Raw genomic sequence first — 17205 nt, forward strand, 5'->3', positions numbered from 1 at the left:
CTCGTTCGAGGCACTCCCTATCCTCTGTCTTCTGTTACAGGGCCTTGAGCCCTACACCCGCATCGGCATCAGCACGTAGATCGCCAGGCCGTCCTCGCTGTCGCGGACGAGCGTGGGCGAACCGGAATCGGCGAAGGCGAAGGTCGCCTCGGCGCCGTCGAGCTGGCCGGTGATATCGAGCAGGTAGCGCGCATTGAAGCCGATTTCGATCGGAGAGTTCGAATAGGAAACCGAAAGCTCTTCCGTGGCGCTGCCCGAATCCGGATTGGTTACGGAAAGCGTGAGCTTGCCTTCCTCGATATTGAGCTTCACCGCGCGCGATTTCTCGGTGGAGATGGTGGAGACGCGATCCACAGCCTCGGCGAAACGCTTGCCGTCCACCTGCAGCGTCTTGTCGTTGCCGACGGGAATGACGCGGCCGTAATCGGGGAAGGTGCCGTCGATCAGCTTCGAGGTGAGCACGATGCCGCCGAATTCGAAACGGATCTTCGTTTCCGATACACCGACCGAGAGCGTGCCGCTGTTGCCTTCGAGAAGCTTCTGCAATTCGAGCACGGTCTTGCGCGGCACGATGACGCCCGGCATTCCGCTCGCGCCTTCGGGCAGGTCGTGATCGACCTGGGCGAGGCGGTGACCGTCGGTGGCGACGGCGCGCAGGGATTTCTGCTTGCCGCCTTCCACCGCGTGGAAATAGATGCCGTTCAGGTAGTAGCGCGTCTCCTCCATGGAGATCGCGAAGCGGGTCTTGTCGATGAGGCGGCGCATGGCTTCCGCCGGCAGCTCGAAGCGATGCGGCAGCGACCCCGCCGCCATGACCGGAAAATCTTCCTGCGGCAGCGACTGGAGCGCGAAGCGCGAGCGGCCCGCCGTCAGTTGCAGGCGGCCTTCATCGGCGCCGGTGGAGAGCTCGACCTGCGCGCCTTCGGGCAATTTGCGCACGATGTCGTAGAGCGTGTGGGCGGATGCCGTCGTCGCGCCGGGCTGGGCCACATCCGCGTCGATCGCCTCCACGACCTCAATGTCGAGATCGGTTGCCGTCAGGCTCAACTGACCGTCCTCGGCCTTGATGAGGACGTTGGAGAGAATGGGAATGGTGTTCCGGCGCTCGACGACCGACTGCACATGGTTGAGAGACTTGAGCAGCGCGCCCCTTTCGATCGTGATCTTCATGGTCTCTCTTCAGTCCCCCGGTTTGGGCGTGGCTTCCGATGGCGCGGACGTTCAGCACCGCGCCTTGGTTTTCCTGCGATTTCGAACGGTGCCGACCCCTTCCCGAGACGCTTCGATGCAGCGTATCCGGGGTGTGGCGCGGCCTTGGCAGACGCGCCGTTTTCCTCTGATACCACTGCGAATGGGGATCGGATCGCTGCACGACCGGGCGCTTGAACCGTCCGGTCCAAACCCCTTGCCGGGCACGTTCCGGCAGATGCCGGAATTCCGCGGAAATTCGCGACCGGAGTATATCAGATCGTTTGCACGATGCACGTTTTTCCAAGGAATCCGGGCCGAATCCGGCCGCGGTCCACGGCCGATCAACCCCATGATTCGCAAGGGCTTTTCCGAACGCTGCCCGGCGGGCCGCTCAGTTGGGCCCGTGGCCGCCTTCCAGCATGCGCCGGAGCAGATCGACGTCCTCCTCGATGCCGGAATCGGCCTGCCGGAGTTCGTCGATCTTGCGGACGGCATGGATGACCGTGGTGTGGTCGCGGCCACCGAACTTGCGGCCGATCTCGGGCAGCGAGCGGGTGGTGAGCTGCTTCGACAGATACATGGCGACCTGGCGCGGACGCGCGACGGCGCGGGCGCGGCGGGCGGACAACATGTCCGCCAGGCGGACGTTGTAGTACTCCGCGACGCGGCGCTGGATTTCCTCGATCGTGATCTTGCGGTCGTTGGAGCGCAGCAGGTCGCGCAGCACTTCCTGCGTCATCTCCGGCGTGATCGGACGGCCGACGAGCGAGGCATAGGCGACGACGCGCTTCAGGGCGCCCTCAAGCTCGCGCACATTGGAGACGATGCGGTGGGCGAGAAATTCGAGCACGCCCGGCGGAATGGCGACGGGGCCGTTCCTCAGCATCATTTCCTCGGCCTTCGCCTGAAGAATGCCGAGACGCAATTCGTAATCGGTCGGGTGGATGTCGGCGGCGAGGCCCCAGCCGAGACGCGAACGGATGCGCTCCTCGATGCCTTCGAGATCGGAAGGCGAGCGGTCGGCGGAGATGATGACCTGACGGTTATGGTCGATCAACGCGTTGAAGGTGTGGAAGAATTCTTCCTGCGTCGAATCCTTGCCGGAGATGAACTGCACGTCGTCGATCATCAGCACGTCGACGGAGCGGAACTGCTGCTTGAAGGCCATCGTGTCCTTGAAGCGCAGGGCCCGCACGAACTGGTACATGAATTTTTCGGCGGAAAGATAGAGCACCTTGCGCTCGGGATGGCGCTTGCGGATTTCCCAGGCGATGGCGTGCATCAGATGCGTCTTGCCGAGGCCGACGCCGCCATAAAGGAAAAGCGGATTGAAAGTGACGTCGGTCGCTTCCGCCACGCGCCTTGCGGCGGCATGGGCGAGTTCGTTCGATTTGCCGACGACGAAAGCCTCGAAGGTGAAACGCGGATCGAGAGGCGCGCCGACGCCCGCATCCTCGAAACCGTGCGGCACGGCATTGGCCAGCGTATCGGGACGGGCGGCAGCCGGAGACGGCGCGGGCGCGGCTTCCTCCGCCGGTGCGCTGTCGGCCGCGGGGGCCGCATTTTCTTCCGGCCTGACTTCAGCGCTCACCAGAACGTCGACGCGGCAGAAGTCCGCGTCTTCGTCGGCCCAGAGCTTCGCAAGACGATCGGCATAATGCGACACGATCCAGTTGCGGATGAAGCGCGTCGGCACGGCGAGCATGACGCGGCCATCGGCAACGCCGTTCAGCTCGACCTGCTTGAACCAGCTGTTGAACGTGGCCTCTCCGAGTTCCGCCTGAAGGCGCGCGCGCACGCGACGCCACTGATCCGCAAGGCTCATCGCTGTACCCCGCCGCCGGTCGCCTGCGAGATGGGCTTCGTCCGAGAGCCGCGAAGCTTCCGCGATATCCTGCGACCGCCTTTCAGCCGGAGATGGCGCCATGTCTTCCTCGTCCAAAACTTCATGCCTCAATTTGCCCGGGCCCTGAAAAGGCACCGCGGGCAGCCCATGCGCTGCGGGCGCCGCCGCCCGTATCGCCGTCTTGTATCCGGGCGCTTGCCCGCCCCTACGACTGAACCCAGGGAAGCGCCGCCGCTTTCCATCCGTTGCGGCCGCCACGATGCCGGCCGCCGTCCAGGTCGCCCTCAAATCCGCCAACAATGTTGAAACACTGACCGAAACCCGCCGCCGTCATGGCGATGGCCGCGGCGCGGCTTCGCGCGCCCGAGCGGCACAGAAAGAAAACAGGCGCCTGCTTGCGCGCCGCGCCCAGCGCGCCCGCCAGGTCCGCCGCGAAGCCGGGATTGAGCGCCATCGCCGGAAACTGCTGCCACTCCATCAACACCGGCTCCTTGCCCGCGCCGGAAAGATCCGGCAGCCCGACAAAGGACCATTCGGCGCGGGTACGCACATCGACCAGCGCCGCCTCGGGATTGCTCTGGAGAACGCGCCAGGCCTCTTCAGGCGCCACGTCGCCCGCGTAATTGTCCGGACGAGCCCCGATCACTTCCGGCACAGCGTCACCCTCCGCCTTGTCCGACATGAATGCCCCCGCCGCTCCCGATCACCCTTACCCCAGACCGATCGCTTCCGATCGTCGCCCGCACCCCTGCAGGCTCTCGGGCATACCTCGCCCACAGGGGTAATAATCGAATTACCCCGGCTCGTCACTCGCATTCTGTCTGGATACTTGTTTTTGCCTTGGAGGCGATAATCAATACTGTATTCAGTAAATATTTACTCAAAAAACACAGTATTCATTGGCCCCTCCGAGGTTGTTAAACATACCGGCTGGGGCATGCCTAAGCAAGCGGAAGAATCGCTTTCGTCACAAAAATTTTGCCGTGTGTGACGTGCGTGCGCCGGTGCGCAACATGATGTGGTGACCGCAACGCACATATACATCGCTGCTGCCAAGTGCCGTCACAAACGGACTCTTTTCCGTTTCCGCGATGCGCGCGGATGCGTGCGGCGCAACCAGTCTCGCGTTGAAACATACATGGAAAAAGAAAAAACCCGCGAAGTGCGTTCGCGGGTTTCGGTTTTGCCGATTCAGGAACGGCGCCTGCACAAAATCATGCAGCGGCCGAGAAGTGCCTGTTACGCAAGCGACTTAACGCGCTGCGTGAAACGCGACACCTTGCGCGAGGCTGTGTTCTTGTGGATCACACCCTTCTGCGCGGCACGCATGATCTCCGGCTGGGCGGCACGAAGCGCCGTCTCCGCCGCGGACTTGTCGCCGCTCGCGATCGCTTCCTCGACATTGCGGCAGAAAGTGCGCATGCGGCTGCGGCGGTCCTTGTTGACTGCCGTCTTCTTTGCAATCACGCGGATTGCCTTCTTTGCGGACTTCGTGTTCGCCATCGATCTTCGGACCTTTGTCAGCGCGGCGCATGGAGCAAGTCCAGAGGTGCCGGCGGAAATCTGTTGTAAGAAAAGGCGGCCCGCGCGAAAACGCGAGCCGACCCCTCGAAAGCGGGCGTTATACGCGCCCCTCCCCCTTTCGTCAACCGGCGAAAAAGCCTGAAAAACCGGGCCAAAAAGGGCCGTCCGGCGCCCTTTTCCGGTACTCCCGATCAGCGGTTGCGGAACTGGGGACTGCGCTTCTCCACAAAGGCGGCCATGCCTTCCGTCTGGTCGTCGGTCGCGAACATGGAATGGAACAGGCGGCGCTCGAAGCGGACCCCTTCCGAAAGGGTGGTTTCGTAGGCGCGGTTGACGCTCTCCTTGGTCATCATGGCGATGGGGAGCGACATGCCCGCCACCGTCTGCGCGACCTTCAGCACTTCGTCCATGAGTTCGCCCGCAGGCACCACGCGGCTGACGAGCCCGGAGCGCTCCGCCTCCTCCGCGTCCATCATGCGGCCGGTGAGGCACATTTCCATCGCCTTCGACTTGCCGACGAAGCGGGTGAGGCGCTGCGTGCCGCCCGCGCCCGGCATGACGCCGAGCTTGATCTCGGGCTGGCCGAATTTCGCATTGTCGCCGGCGATGATGAAATCGCACATCATGGCGAGCTCGCAGCCACCGCCCAGCGCGTAACCCGCGACCGCCGCGATGACCGGCTTGCGGCAGCGCGTGGCGCGTTCCCAGTTCGCGGTGATGAAGTCTTCCTTGTAGACGTCCATGTAGGATTTCGGCTGCATCTCCTTGATGTCCGCGCCGGCGGCGAAAGCCTTCTGCGAGCCGGTGATGACGATGCAGTGAACATCGTCATCCGCCTCGTATTCGTCGAGCGCGAGCGTCAGTTCGTCCATCAGGGCCTTGTTGAGCGCGTTGAGCGCGTCCGGGCGGTTCAGCGTGACGATGCCGACGGCGCCTTTCTTTTCGACCAGAATGTTCTGGTAGGCCATGACTGTCTCCTTTTTGCGGGTATGCGATTGTGCGATGCGCGCCCCTTGCGCGCGAGAAAGCGTTGAGGCGCCGCGATTATTCAGGTTCGATCGAGAAGCGCACCTCGGTATGCGTTTGCGAAACCGGCACGATCTGGAGTTCCAGGCGCTCGCCTTCGCGCCTGAACAACAGAAGGTCGCCGATGAGTTCCGCTTCCTCGGCACGCGTCCAGCCGAGTTGCGGCAGCGTCTCGGCATAAAAGGCGCGCACGGCGGAGGGCGGGACATCGCCTTCCGCGACGCTGCGCACGATGCGGCCCGTCGGCTTGTCGAAAACGATGCCACCGTCACCCGTCTCGGCAAGGCCGTCCATCAGCGGCATGTCCTCGACCGCATCGAGGAAGCCCGACGCGAAGGATGCGTGCAGCGGCGCGAATGACAGCGCGACGACCAGCGCTGCTGCGCCGAGGCGGGCGAGACTTGCCATGCCGATTTTCCTCCCGATGCCTATCGCTGACAGGCTGGACAATAGAACGTGGACCGCGCGGACTGCACGATGCGCTTCACGGTACCGCCGCAGTCCCGATTTGAACAGGGTTGGCCTTCGCGGTCGTAGACGGCGAATGTGTGCTGGAAGTAGCCGAGTTCGCCATCCGTATGCGCGTAGTCGCGCAGGGTGGAGCCGCCGGCGGCGATCGCATCGGTGAGGACGGAGCGGATCGCGGCGGCGAGACGCTCCGATCGTACCGCCCCCGCAACGGATGCGGCCTGGCGGTTGGGCGAGAGGCCGGCGCGGAAGAGCGCCTCGCAGACATAGATATTGCCGAGGCCCGCCACCGTGCGCTGGTCGAGCAATGCCGATTTGATGGGCGTGCGGCGGCCTTTCAGCCGTTCGGAGAGGGCGGCGGCGGAGAATTCATTGCCGAGAGGCTCGGGCCCCAGCGCGGCGAGGTGGCGGCTGGCGGCAAGGGCGTCCGAGCCCACGAGATCCATGAAGCCGAAGCGGCGGTGATCGGCATAGACGATGCGGGTTCCATCCTCCATGTCGAAGACGATGTGGTCGTGCGTCTCGCCGCCCGGCATGCCGAGATGGAAGAGGCCGGGGGCCGAACTGCCATCGGGCCCGTGGACCGTGAAGCGGCCCGACATGCCGAGATGCATGATGAGCACCTCCTCCTCGCCGCCGGGCGCGGCGGGTTCCATGTGGACGAGGATGTATTTCGCGCGCCGCTCCAGGCGGATGACGCGGCGGCCGGTGAGGCGTTCGGCGAAACGTTCCGGCAGCGGGAAGCGCAGGTCCGGGCGGCGCTGCGTCACATGCGCGATGCGGCGGCCTTCAAGCGCGGGGGCGAGGCCGCGGCGGACGGTTTCGACTTCCGGTAATTCGGGCATGGCGCTTTCGCTTCGGAACGGGGGATGAAAGTAGCGCCCCCAGCGGCGGCGCGCTATGGTCCCGCGCATGAGCGCAGATGCGAAAAAACAGGAGCCCGGCGCGGGCGGCGAGACCCATTTCGGGTTCCGTACCGTCCGCGAGGAGGAGAAGGCGAAGCTCGTTCACTCTGTGTTCGAGCAGGTGGCGAGCCGCTACGACCTGATGAACGATCTCATGTCGGGCGGACTGCACCGGGCGTGGAAGCAGTCGATGATCGACTGGCTGAACCCGCCGCGCGGCGCCCGCCCCTTCCACCTGATCGACGTGGCGGGCGGGACAGGCGACATCGCCTTCCGGTTTCTCGAGCGCGCGGGCGCGGCCTCGCAGGTGACGGTCTGCGACATCAACGAACACATGCTGGGCGTTGGACAGGGACGCGCGGAAGCGAAGGCATTCGAGGGGCGCGTCGAGTTCGCCTGCGGCGACGCAGAGCGCCTGCCCTTCCCCGACAAATCCTTCGACGCCTATACGATCGCTTTCGGCATTCGCAACGTGACGCATGTGGACCAGGCGCTGCGCGAGGCTTACCGGGTACTGAAACCGGGCGGGCGCATTCTCTGCCTCGAATTCAGCCGCGTCGCCGTGCCGGGCATCGACGACATCTATGAGGCCTATTCATTCGCCGCCATCCCGCGCATGGGCAAATGGGTGACGGGCGACGACGCGCCTTATCAATATCTGGTGGAAAGCATTCGCCGCTTTCCCGACCAGGAAACATTCAAGCGCATGATCGGAGAAGCGGGTTTCGGCAATGTGAGCTACCGCAACCTGACCGGCGGCGTGGCCGCGCTCCATTCCGGCTGGCGTTTGTAACATGCTGCGCTCCTTTCGTTCCCTTGTGCGGCTGACGCGGGCGGCGCGCGTGCTCGGCAAGCACGACGCGCTGGTGCCGCTGGAACTGCGGGCGGAAATGCCGGGCATATTGCTGGCGCTGATGCCGCTGGCGAAAATCCGGCTGCCGTGGGAGCCCGCGCTGGAGGAAAAGAGCGAGGATGCGGGGGAGCGGCTTGCGACGGCGCTGGCGGCGCTCGGTCCCGCCTATATCAAGCTCGGGCAATTTCTGGCGACGCGGCCTGACCTGATCGGGCCGCGGCTCGCCGCCGATCTCAGTTCGCTGCAGGACAAGCTGCCGCCCTTTCCGATGGCGGAAGCGCGGCGGATCATCGAGGACGGGCTCGGCAAACCCGTCGACGAGCTGTTCAGCGCGTTGAGCGAGCCCATCGCGGCGGCATCGATCGCGCAGGTGCATCGCGCGCGCACGCAACCGGAAGCGGCCTGGCCGGACGGGCGCGACGTCGCCGTGAAAGTGTTGCGGCCGGATGTGGAGCTTCGTTTCGCGGAAGACCTCGAAAGCTTCTTCTGGGTGGCGGAGCGGATCGAGCGGAACTACGCGCCGGCGCGCCGGCTCCGGCCCATCGAGGTCGTGCAGACGCTCGCCGACAGCGTGAAGCTGGAGATGGATCTCCGGCTCGAAGCGGCGGCGATGTCGGAGATGGCGGAAAACACCGCGAAGGATCCCGGCTTTCGCGTGCCGGTGATCGACTGGGAGCGGACGTCGCGGCGCGTCCTGACGATGGAATGGATCGACGGCATCGCCGCGTCGGATCGCGAGGCGCTGGTGGCGGCCGGGCACGACATGGGCCGGCTCGGCACGCTGGTGATCCAGTCGTTCCTCATGCATGCCATGCGCGACGGGTTCTTCCACGCGGACATGCATCAGGGAAACCTGTTCGTCGATGCGGATGGCCGGCTCGTCGCGGTCGATTTCGGCATCATGGGCCGGATCGGTCCGAGCGAGCGGCGCTTTCTCGCCGAAATTCTCTACGGCATCGTCACGCGCGACTATACGCGCGTCGCCGAGATTCATTTCGAGGCGGGCTATGTGCCCAGCACGAAGAGCATCCATGCCTTCGCACAGGCGCTGCGCGCGGTCGCGGAGCCGATCTTCGGGCGGCCCGCGCGGGACGTGTCGATGGGGAAACTGCTGGCGCAGCTTTTCCAGGTGACCGAACAATTCGACATGAAGACGCGGCCGGAACTTCTGCTGCTGCAGAAGACCATGGTGGTGGTGGAAGGCGTCGCGCGGCATTTCGATCCCGATCACAACATCTGGGAGAGCGCGGAACCCGTTCTGAAGTCGTGGATGATCGAGCGGATGGCGCCGGAAACGCGGATCGAGGAAGCTGCGGCCGGCGCGATGCAGCTCGGCCGCATGATGAGCAACCTGCCCGACGTGCTGGACCGGGCCGAACGGACGGCGCGGCTGCTGGCCGAGAATGTCGACGAGGAGGGGGTGCGGATTCATCCCTCCTCCGCCGACGCCATTGCCCGCGCGCGGGAGCGGCAAGGCTATTCGCGGCCGCTGCTCTGGGCCGCTATCGGCGCCGTGGGTGCGCTGCTCCTTGCCAAGCTCTTCTGAATAAAGAGCTTTTTCATTTTATTTCCTGACTTTATACGTCGAACGATTTGATCTACAAATCGTCGTCGTGAATATTTATATATTCACATGACAAGCGGCAAAACTTCGGGAGAGCGGTTTGAGCGAGAGCATCCTGAGCGGCAAGCGCGTGCTGCTGATTATCGGCGGCGGCATCGCGGCCTATAAATGCCTGGAGCTGATCCGCAGGCTCAAGGAGCGCGGCGCGAGCGTGCGGGGTGTGCTGACGCAGGCGGCGCAGGAATTCGTGACGCCGCTTTCGGTGTCGAGCCTCACGGGCGACAAGGTCTATACCGATCTCTTCAGCCTGACCGACGAAGCGGAGATGGGGCACATCGAATTGTCGCGCGACGCGGACCTGCTGGTGGTCGCGCCCGCAACCGCCGACCTGATGGCGAAGATGGCGAACGGGATCGCCAACGATCTTGCCAGCACCGCGCTTCTCGCCACCGACAAGAAGGTGCTGATCGCGCCCGCGATGAATGTGCGGATGTGGACGCACCGCGCGACGCAAAGAAATTTCGAAACGCTGCTGGCGGACGGCGTCGATTTCGTCGGACCGAACGAGGGCGACATGGCCTGCGGCGAATACGGGCCCGGACGCATGGCGGAGCCGGCGGAAATTCTTGCGGCCATCGAAGCGCATTTCGCGGAGCTTGCCTTTCCGAGCGGCGGGCCGCTGAAAGGCAAGCGCATTCTCGTTACATCCGGGCCGACGCATGAGCCTATCGATCCGGTGCGCTATCTCGCCAATCGCTCTTCCGGCAAGCAGGGCTATGCGATTGCGCAGGCGGCGGCGCGGCTCGGCGCGGAAGTGATACTTGTTTCCGGTCCGACAAACCTGCCCGCACCGCCCGGCGTGACCATGAAGCGCGTGGAGACGGCGCGCGAAATGCTGAGCGCCTGCGAGGGATCGCTCCCCGCCGACATCGCGATCTGCGCGGCGGCCGTGGCCGACTGGCGGGTGGCGAGCGACGCGGAACAGAAGCTGAAGAAGCAGCCCGGCGAACAGGCGCCCGCGATCATGCTGGTCGAGAACCCCGACATTCTCGCGACGCTTTCCCATTTGCAGAAGAACCGCCCTGCCCTCGTCATCGGCTTTGCCGCCGAAACGGAAAAGGTGATCGAGCACGCGACGACGAAGCGGCAGCGCAAGGGCTGCGACTGGATCGTCGCGAACGACGTCTCGCCCGCGACCGGCGTGATGGGCGGCGATCTCAACACCGTGCATCTCATCACCGCGAACGGCAAGGAAGACTGGCCGCTGCTGCCGAAACAGGCCGTGGCCGAACGTCTGGTGCGCTGCATCGCCGATCATTTCTCTCCCGCAAAGGCCGCCAAATGAACCCTCTTATCGACGTTCGCGTACAACGACTGCCGCATTCCGACGGGTTGCCGTTGCCGCGCTATGAAACATCCGGCGCGGCGGGCATGGATCTGATCGCGGCGCTGCCCGACGGCGAGCCGATGGTGCTGGCGCCCGGCGCGCGCGCGATGGTGCCGACGGGACTTGCGGTCGCGCTGCCGCAGGGCTTCGAGGCGCAGGTGCGGCCGCGCTCCGGCCTCGCGGCAAAGAACGGCGTTACCGTTCTCAATTCGCCGGGCACCATCGATTGCGACTATCGCGGCGAGGTGAAGGTGATCCTCATCAATCACGGGGCCGATGCCTTCACCATCGAACGCGGCACGCGGATCGCGCAGATGGTGGTGGCGCCGGTGACGCAGGCGCGTTTCGAGGAAGTCGGTACGCTGGACGAGACAGCGCGCGGCGCCGGCGGCTTCGGGTCGACGGGAACGAAGGGATAATGGGGGCATGCTGAGGCTTTCGAAAAAAACCTGGCTGGCGCTGGAAGCGGTGGTCGATGTGGCGATCAATGCGCGGCCGGACCCCGTGCAATCGAAAGAGATCACCAAGCGGCAGGGTATTCCGCAGCGCTATCTCGAACAGGTGATGCAGCAGCTCGTGCATGCGGGCATTCTGAAAGGCGTGCGCGGACCGCGCGGCGGCTATACGCTGGCACGCGAGCGCAGGCGCATTCCTGTCGGCGAAGTGGTGCGCGTGGTCGGCGCGATGGAAGCGTCGGATGAGCCCACGGCGTCGGCACCTTCGGAACTGGGCGAGCGCGTGATCGCGCCCCTGTGGCAGGATGTGCAGCGCGAATTGATGGAGAAGCTCGACAACATCACCATCGAAGATCTGTGCCGAAAAGCGGAAGAAGCGGGCGTCGGCGCCTCGAAACCGACGGCGGACTTCATTATCTGATTTGGATCTGACTTGGACAGGCTTCGCTTCGGAAGCGAAGCGTCACCAGAGGCCCGGGAGGCCAGCATGACCGAGAAGAAGCCAGGACGCGGACGCATCTATAACAGCATCACGGAAACGATCGGCGACACCCCGCTGGTGCGGCTCAACCGCATGGCGAAGGAAGCGGGCGTCGTCGCAGACATCCTGCTGAAGCTCGAATTCTTCAATCCGCTTTCAAGCGTGAAGGACCGCATCGGCGTCGCGATGATCGAGGCGCTGGAGAAGCAGGGCAAGATCACCGACAACACCGTCATCATCGAGCCGACATCCGGCAACACGGGGATCGCGCTTGCCTTCGTGTGCGCGGCGAAGGGCTATCGTCTCATTCTCTGCATGCCGGAGAGCATGTCGATCGAACGGCGGAAGATGCTGGCGCTGCTCGGCGCGGAGCTTGAGCTGACGCCGAGGGAAAAAGGCATGAAAGGCGCCATCGCGCGCGCGGAAGAGCTGCTGACGCAGCATCCGAATTCGGTGATGCCGCAACAGTTCGACAATCCGGCGAATCCGGAAATTCACCGCAAGACGACGGCGGAGGAAATCTGGAACGACACGGACGGCAAGGTGGATGTCGTGATTTCCGGCATCGGCACGGCGGGCACCTTTACCGGCGTCGGCTCCGTGCTGAAGGCGAAGAAGCCGAGCTTGAAGATGATTGCCATCGAACCGGAAGACAGCCCCATTCTTTCCGGCGGACAGCCGGGGCCGCACATGATCCAGGGGATCGGCGCCGGCTTCGTGCCGGGCAACCTCGACAAGTCGCTGATCGACGAGATCATCACCGTCGGCAACGAGACGGCGTTCGAATATTCGCGCAAGGCGGCGCGGATGGAAGGCATTGCCGGCGGCATCTCCTCGGGCGCGGCGATTGCCGTTGCGCTGGAAGTCGGCGCGCGGCCGGAGATGAAGGGCAAGACGATCGTCGCGATCATCCCTTCCTTTGCCGAACGCTATCTCTCGACGGCGCTGTTCGACGGTCTTTGATTATTTCGCGGTGCTGCCTTTCGGCGATGCAATGCCGGAGGGCAGCATTTCGCCCTGCGCGCCCGGGCCGAGTTCGGCCACGATGTCGCGGGCGCCGAAGGGCTCGCCGCATTCCGAACAGGTCTGAACCGCGTGCATGGCATGGCCGCAAGATTTGTGGCGGCGGATGATGGGCGGACCTTCGGAGCCCGACATGTAAGCGTCGCCCCAATCGAGCAACGCCTGCAGGACGGGGTAAAGCGCGAGGCCTTTTTCGGTGAGGCGGTATTCCTCGCGGCGCGGACGCTCCTGATACGGAACTTTTTCGAGTACGCCAGCATCGCTCAGTTTCTTCAAGCGATCCGCCAGCACATGGCGCGCGATGCCGAGGCGCTGCTCGAATTCCTCGAAGCGGCGGACGCGCAGGAAACATTCGCGCAGCACGAGAAGCGTCCATCTGTCGCCAACGACGGAGAGCGTTCGGGCGAGCGAACATGGCTCCCGGTCGAGCTCTTCCCACCGCATGAAATCTCCTTTTCCGGCCCAAAAACATCCCATCATAGCTTGACAGGTTCCGTTTCGGAACCCATTCTATCACTATAAGTTCAAAAACGGAACTATACCGACTGTCATCGAACTGTCATGAAAATGTCATGGATGGCGTCAAAGCGGTTCCGGACCCCCGAGCGGAGGACTGCGGATGGGCGAGCGGAAAGCGGCAATCGTGATCGGAGCCGGCGACGCGACCGGCGGGGCCATCGCGAGACGATTCGCGAAGGGGGGATATGTCGCCTGCGTGACCAGGCGCTCGGAAGAAAAACTTATCCCCCTCCTCGATCAGATCAGATCCGACGGCGGCGAGGCGCGCGGCTTCGGATCGGACGCGCGGAAGGAGGAGGAGGTCGTCGAACTCTTCGCGACGGTGGAGCGCGAGGTGGGGCCCGTCGAGTTGATGGTCTTCAATATCGGCGCCAATGTGAATTTCCCGATCCTCGAGATGACCGAGCGCGTCTACCGCAAGGTCTGGGAGATGGGGGCCTATTCCGGCTTCCTCACCGGACGCGAGGCGGCGCGCGTGATGGTGCCGAGGGGCAAGGGCACGATCATCTTTACCGGTGCGACGGCGAGCCTTCGCGGCGGCGCGGGCTTCAGCGCCTTTGCGGGTGCGAAATTCGCGTTGCGCGCGCTCGCCCAGAGCATGGCGCGGGAGCTGGGGCCGAAGGGTATCCATGTCGCGCATCCGATCATCGACGGCGCCATCGACACGGCTTTCATCCGCGACAATTTTCCCGCGCGCTACACGTTGAAGGATGAGGACGGGATCTTGAATCCCGACCATATCGCCGAGATGTACTGGCAGCTCCACATGCAGCCGCGCGACGCCTGGACGCATGAACTCGACCTCAGGCCCTGGATGGAAACTTTCTGAACACAAAGAGGGAACGAACATGACGAAGAAGGTGGAATTCCTTTTCGACTTCGGCAGTCCGAATGCCTATCTCGCCAGCAAGGCGCTGCCGGCGATCGAGCAACGCACGGGCGCGCGGTTTCAGTATGTGCCGGTGCTGCTGGGCGGCATCTTCAAGGCGACGGGGAACGTGTCGCCGGTGATCGCGGAAGCCGGCATCAAGAACAAGCCCGAATACGGGATGCTGGAAATCCAGCGCTTCATCAAGAAGCACGGGCTGACGAAATTCAAATTCAACTCGCATTTCCCGGTGAACACGCTGCAGATCATGCGCGGCGCGGTGGCGGCCGAGATGGATGGCGTGCTGCCGAAATATTTCGATGTGGTCGCGGCGGCGATGTGGGAAGACTCGAAGAAGATGGACGATGCGGATGTCATCAAGGCCGTTCTCGACGCGGGCGGCATCGACGGCGCGCATATTCTCGCGCGCATTCAGGAGCCGGATGTGAAGGCGAAGCTGGTGGCCAATACGGAGGACGCGGTCAATCGCGGCGCCTTCGGGATTCCGACTTTCTTCGTAGATGGCGAAATCTATTTCGGCAAGGACCGGTTGCGGGACGTGGAAGAAGCGATTGCGGGGTGAAGGATTTATTCCATCGTCATTGCGAGAATGCAGGGGAAGCAATCCAGTCCTTCACCCGTGGTCCTGGATTGCTTCGCTGCGCTCGCAATGACGGCGATGGAGAATGAGTTGCGGATTTATCCGAGGTTGATTCAGTGACCCCTCCCCAAACCGCCTTTGGCGGTTTGACCCTCCCGCAGGGGGAGGGTGGAAGAGAAGATGGAGTATTGCGAAGCCCATGAATGCACCGACGACAGAGTTGAATCCCGTTTTCCGCCGCGATGGCGGGGTGTGGGCTGCGCGGCCGGAATCGCAGGGGCCGTTTGGCGGCATGCATGGCGGCGCGGTGGCGGCGCTTGCCGTCGGCGAGATGGAAGCGATGGCGGGGACACGCGAACTCGGCGCGCTTGTCTCGGCCAATCTCTATCTGCTGAGGCCGCTGCCGCGCGAGGGGATTTCGAGCAAGGTGAGCGCGGTGCGCGAGGGCGGACGGATCGCCGTGTTCGAGAATGAATTATGGGCGGGCGGGAAGTTGCAGGCGAAGGCGAGCGCATGCTTCCAGAAGCCCGCAAGCATCGACGGGTTGCCGGGGGCGCCAACCGAAGTGCTGTTCGAGCCGGAGAATTTTTCCCGGTGGGAACGGCCGCCGGGTTTCAACAATTCGGGCAAGGATCACGGCTTTCTCGATCTCGTCGATATTCGCGACACGACACATGCGGACGGGACGCGAGCGAAATGGTTCCGGCTCAAGCATCCGTTCCACGACGTGCCGACACCCTTTTCGAATGCGATGGCGGTGGCCGATGTGTCGACGCTTTTCACGGTGACGGATGCGGGCGAGCGGCCCAACGCCGCCGGCTGGCCCAATGCCGACCTCTCGCTTCACCTGTCGCGCGTGCCGCTCGGCGAATGGATCGGCGTGGCGCAGCGGGGCTCGTGGCATGGCGACGGGCGCGGCATGACCGAGTCCGAGATTTTCGACGTTTATGGCCGCATCGGGCGGTCATGCCAGAGCGTGGTGCTGCTGCCGGTTTGAGCGCGCCGGCTGCAGCTCAGGCGGCGGACGCTTTCGTGGCGATCGGTTTCGAGAGGCGGCCGACCATTTCGTCGGTCATCTCCATCGCCAGTTCGCGAAGCCTGGCGGTTTCCTTCGCGTAGCTTTCGAAGGTGGACATCATGAAATCGCGCTGGAGGGCCAGCATGTCGGAAAGGCTCTCGGCCGCGAGCATGGCCTCGGCGGTGCCGGCATCGGCCTCGAAGCGCTGCTGGCCGAAGTCCAGAATTTCCTTGTTGATGATGGCGGCCTTCTCGGCAGCTGCAGCGGCCGAGGCGGCGAAGGCGTCCATTACGGTGCGGGGGTAGTCGGTCATCTCGTCACCTCACTCATGAAGGGCATGAAACGGAGGGTGCTGTTGCGGGCGGCCCTCCGGGTTCCGGAGACGGCGGGGCATGGCCCCGCGCGACAGGAAGGATCATGCCCGATGAAGCGGGCAGCAATATGACAGGCGGCCGGATGGCCCGCATATTTTTTAGGCGGGCGGGGACGTGGTAAGACTGCGGCCATGAAACTCAGCGACGACCAACTGACACGTTATGCGCGGCATATCGTGCTGAAGGAGATCGGCGGGCCGGGGCAGCAGAAGCTGCTGGCGGCGCGCGTGCTCATTATCGGCGCGGGGGGGCTCGGGAGCCCCTGCCTGATGTATCTGGCGGCGGCGGGCGTCGGCACGATCGGGATCATCGACAACGACACGGTTTCGCTTTCCAACCTGCAGCGGCAGATCGCGCATGGAACGGGCGATGTGGGCCGGGCGAAGACGGAGAGCGCGGCGGAAGCGGCGGCGCGGATCAACCCGGATGTGAAGGTGGTGCAGCACCGGGAGCGGCTGACGGCGGCGAACGCCATCGAGATCATTTCGCAATATGACCTGGTGGCCGACGGTTGCGACAATTTCGCGACACGGTTTCTGGTGAACGATGCGTGCTATTTCGCGAAGGTGCCGCTCGTCTCGGCCGCCGTCGGCCAGTTCGAGGGGCAGGTGGCGACCTTCCGCGCCTTCGAGCGCGATGCGGAGGGCAGGCCGAAACCGAATTACCGCGACTTCGTGGGCGCGACGCCGCCGCCGGGCTCGGTGCCGACCTGCGAGGAGGCGGGCGTGCTCGGCGCGCTGACGGGCGTCGTCGGATCGCTGCAGGCGCTGGAGGTTATCAAGGAAATCACCGGCGCGGGGGAAAGCCTCGCGGGGAAGCTGCTGATCTACGACGCGCTCGACACGCGGTTTCGCACCGTGAAGCTCAAATGGGACCCGAAGAATGCGCTGACGGGGGAGCGGCCGACGATCACGGATTTGTCGGCGCATGGCTAATTACAGATGTCATCCCGGCACTTGTTGCCGGGATGACACTTATTTTTTGTTCAGTATAGAGAATATTCCGGCGGGCCGCGAAGGGGCTTACATGATTGCGGGGATGACGCGGTCGGGCGGGCGGTGGCCGTCCATGAAGGTCTTGATGTTGACGATGACCTTGCCGC

19 protein-coding genes are annotated in these 17205 nt (G+C 64.0%); 10 read left to right on the forward strand and 9 right to left on the reverse strand.

From position 1 onward, the window contains the following. Positions 1-51 precede the first annotated feature (51 nt). The 7 genes from dnaN to mutM form a co-directional block, all read right to left on the reverse strand. Complete coding sequence (dnaN, locus tag Q8S60_RS13240) at positions 52-1170, reverse strand: DNA polymerase III subunit beta (protein WP_305275505.1); 1119 nt, start codon at positions 1168-1170, stop codon at positions 52-54. Between the two features lie 412 nt (positions 1171-1582). Further along, on the reverse strand, positions 1583-3016 hold the full coding sequence (gene dnaA / locus Q8S60_RS13245; RefSeq protein ID WP_305276401.1) for a chromosomal replication initiator protein DnaA: 1434 nt from the start codon (positions 3014-3016) through the stop codon (positions 1583-1585). Positions 3017-3242: 226 nt separating this feature from the next. Then, a complete protein-coding gene (locus tag Q8S60_RS13250) occupies positions 3243-3719 on the reverse strand; it encodes a rhodanese-like domain-containing protein (RefSeq protein ID WP_305275504.1) in 477 nt (158 codons plus the stop codon). Between the two features lie 557 nt (positions 3720-4276). Further along, a complete protein-coding gene (rpsT, locus tag Q8S60_RS13255) occupies positions 4277-4540 on the reverse strand; it encodes a 30S ribosomal protein S20 (protein ID WP_305275503.1) in 264 nt (87 codons plus the stop codon). Between the two features lie 212 nt (positions 4541-4752). After that, positions 4753-5529 (reverse strand): enoyl-CoA hydratase, encoded by a 777-nt coding sequence (locus tag Q8S60_RS13260; protein WP_305275502.1) that lies wholly within the window; start codon positions 5527-5529, stop codon positions 4753-4755. A gap of 76 nt (positions 5530-5605) precedes the next feature. Continuing rightward, positions 5606-5995 (reverse strand): hypothetical protein, encoded by a 390-nt coding sequence (locus tag Q8S60_RS13265; RefSeq protein WP_305275501.1) that lies wholly within the window; start codon positions 5993-5995, stop codon positions 5606-5608. Positions 5996-6015: 20 nt separating this feature from the next. Beyond that, positions 6016-6900: a bifunctional DNA-formamidopyrimidine glycosylase/DNA-(apurinic or apyrimidinic site) lyase gene (gene mutM, locus Q8S60_RS13270; protein WP_305275500.1), complete on the reverse strand. Its 885-nt coding sequence runs from the start codon at positions 6898-6900 to the stop codon at positions 6016-6018. A 67-nt stretch (positions 6901-6967) separates the two neighbouring features. Between mutM and ubiE the strand changes: the two genes are divergently transcribed. From ubiE to cysK, 6 genes are all read left to right on the forward strand, one after another. Beyond that, the gene (gene ubiE / locus Q8S60_RS13275; protein WP_305275499.1) at positions 6968-7753 is read left to right on the forward strand and encodes a bifunctional demethylmenaquinone methyltransferase/2-methoxy-6-polyprenyl-1,4-benzoquinol methylase UbiE; all 786 of its coding nucleotides are present in this window, start codon (positions 6968-6970) and stop codon (positions 7751-7753) included. A 1-nt stretch (position 7754) separates the two neighbouring features. Beyond that, entirely contained in the window at positions 7755-9359 is a 1605-nt protein-coding gene (gene ubiB, locus Q8S60_RS13280) for a 2-polyprenylphenol 6-hydroxylase (protein ID WP_305275498.1), read from the forward strand. Between the two features lie 118 nt (positions 9360-9477). Next, complete coding sequence (gene coaBC, locus Q8S60_RS13285) at positions 9478-10722, forward strand: bifunctional phosphopantothenoylcysteine decarboxylase/phosphopantothenate--cysteine ligase CoaBC (RefSeq protein WP_305275497.1); 1245 nt, start codon at positions 9478-9480, stop codon at positions 10720-10722. Beyond that, positions 10719-11183: a dUTP diphosphatase gene (dut, locus tag Q8S60_RS13290; protein WP_305275496.1), complete on the forward strand. Its 465-nt coding sequence runs from the start codon at positions 10719-10721 to the stop codon at positions 11181-11183. The genes coaBC and dut overlap by 4 nt, the downstream gene beginning before the upstream one ends. A 7-nt stretch (positions 11184-11190) precedes the next feature. After that, on the forward strand, positions 11191-11640 hold the full coding sequence (locus Q8S60_RS13295) for an Rrf2 family transcriptional regulator (RefSeq protein WP_305275495.1): 450 nt from the start codon (positions 11191-11193) through the stop codon (positions 11638-11640). Positions 11641-11706: 66 nt separating this feature from the next. Beyond that, a complete protein-coding gene (gene cysK / locus Q8S60_RS13300; protein ID WP_305275494.1) occupies positions 11707-12663 on the forward strand; it encodes a cysteine synthase A in 957 nt (318 codons plus the stop codon). Here the strand turns inward: cysK and Q8S60_RS13305 are convergent, their stop codons facing one another. Next, entirely contained in the window at positions 12664-13167 is a 504-nt protein-coding gene (locus tag Q8S60_RS13305; RefSeq protein ID WP_305275493.1) for a winged helix-turn-helix transcriptional regulator, read from the reverse strand. A 175-nt stretch (positions 13168-13342) separates the two neighbouring features. On the opposite strand from Q8S60_RS13305, the gene Q8S60_RS13310 reads away from it, so the two are divergent. The 3 genes from Q8S60_RS13310 (at position 13343) to Q8S60_RS13320 (ending at position 15708) form a co-directional block, all read left to right on the forward strand. After that, positions 13343-14071 carry an SDR family oxidoreductase gene (locus tag Q8S60_RS13310; RefSeq protein ID WP_305275492.1) on the forward strand — a complete coding sequence of 243 codons (729 nt, stop codon included), beginning with the start codon at positions 13343-13345 and terminating at the stop codon, positions 14069-14071. A 19-nt stretch (positions 14072-14090) separates the two neighbouring features. Then, a complete protein-coding gene (locus Q8S60_RS13315; RefSeq protein ID WP_305275491.1) occupies positions 14091-14693 on the forward strand; it encodes a 2-hydroxychromene-2-carboxylate isomerase in 603 nt (200 codons plus the stop codon). Between the two features lie 217 nt (positions 14694-14910). Beyond that, positions 14911-15708 carry a thioesterase family protein gene (locus Q8S60_RS13320; protein WP_305275490.1) on the forward strand — a complete coding sequence of 266 codons (798 nt, stop codon included), beginning with the start codon at positions 14911-14913 and terminating at the stop codon, positions 15706-15708. Positions 15709-15724: 16 nt separating this feature from the next. Here the strand turns inward: Q8S60_RS13320 and Q8S60_RS13325 are convergent, their stop codons facing one another. Then, positions 15725-16042 (reverse strand): phasin family protein, encoded by a 318-nt coding sequence (locus Q8S60_RS13325; protein WP_305275489.1) that lies wholly within the window; start codon positions 16040-16042, stop codon positions 15725-15727. A gap of 192 nt (positions 16043-16234) precedes the next feature. Between Q8S60_RS13325 and Q8S60_RS13330 the strand changes: the two genes are divergently transcribed. Further along, complete coding sequence (locus Q8S60_RS13330) at positions 16235-17038, forward strand: HesA/MoeB/ThiF family protein (RefSeq protein ID WP_305275488.1); 804 nt, start codon at positions 16235-16237, stop codon at positions 17036-17038. Positions 17039-17205 lie beyond the last annotated feature (167 nt).

The organism is Parvibaculum sp., assembly GCF_030694575.1.
Taxonomy (GTDB): domain Bacteria; phylum Pseudomonadota; class Alphaproteobacteria; order Parvibaculales; family Parvibaculaceae; genus Parvibaculum.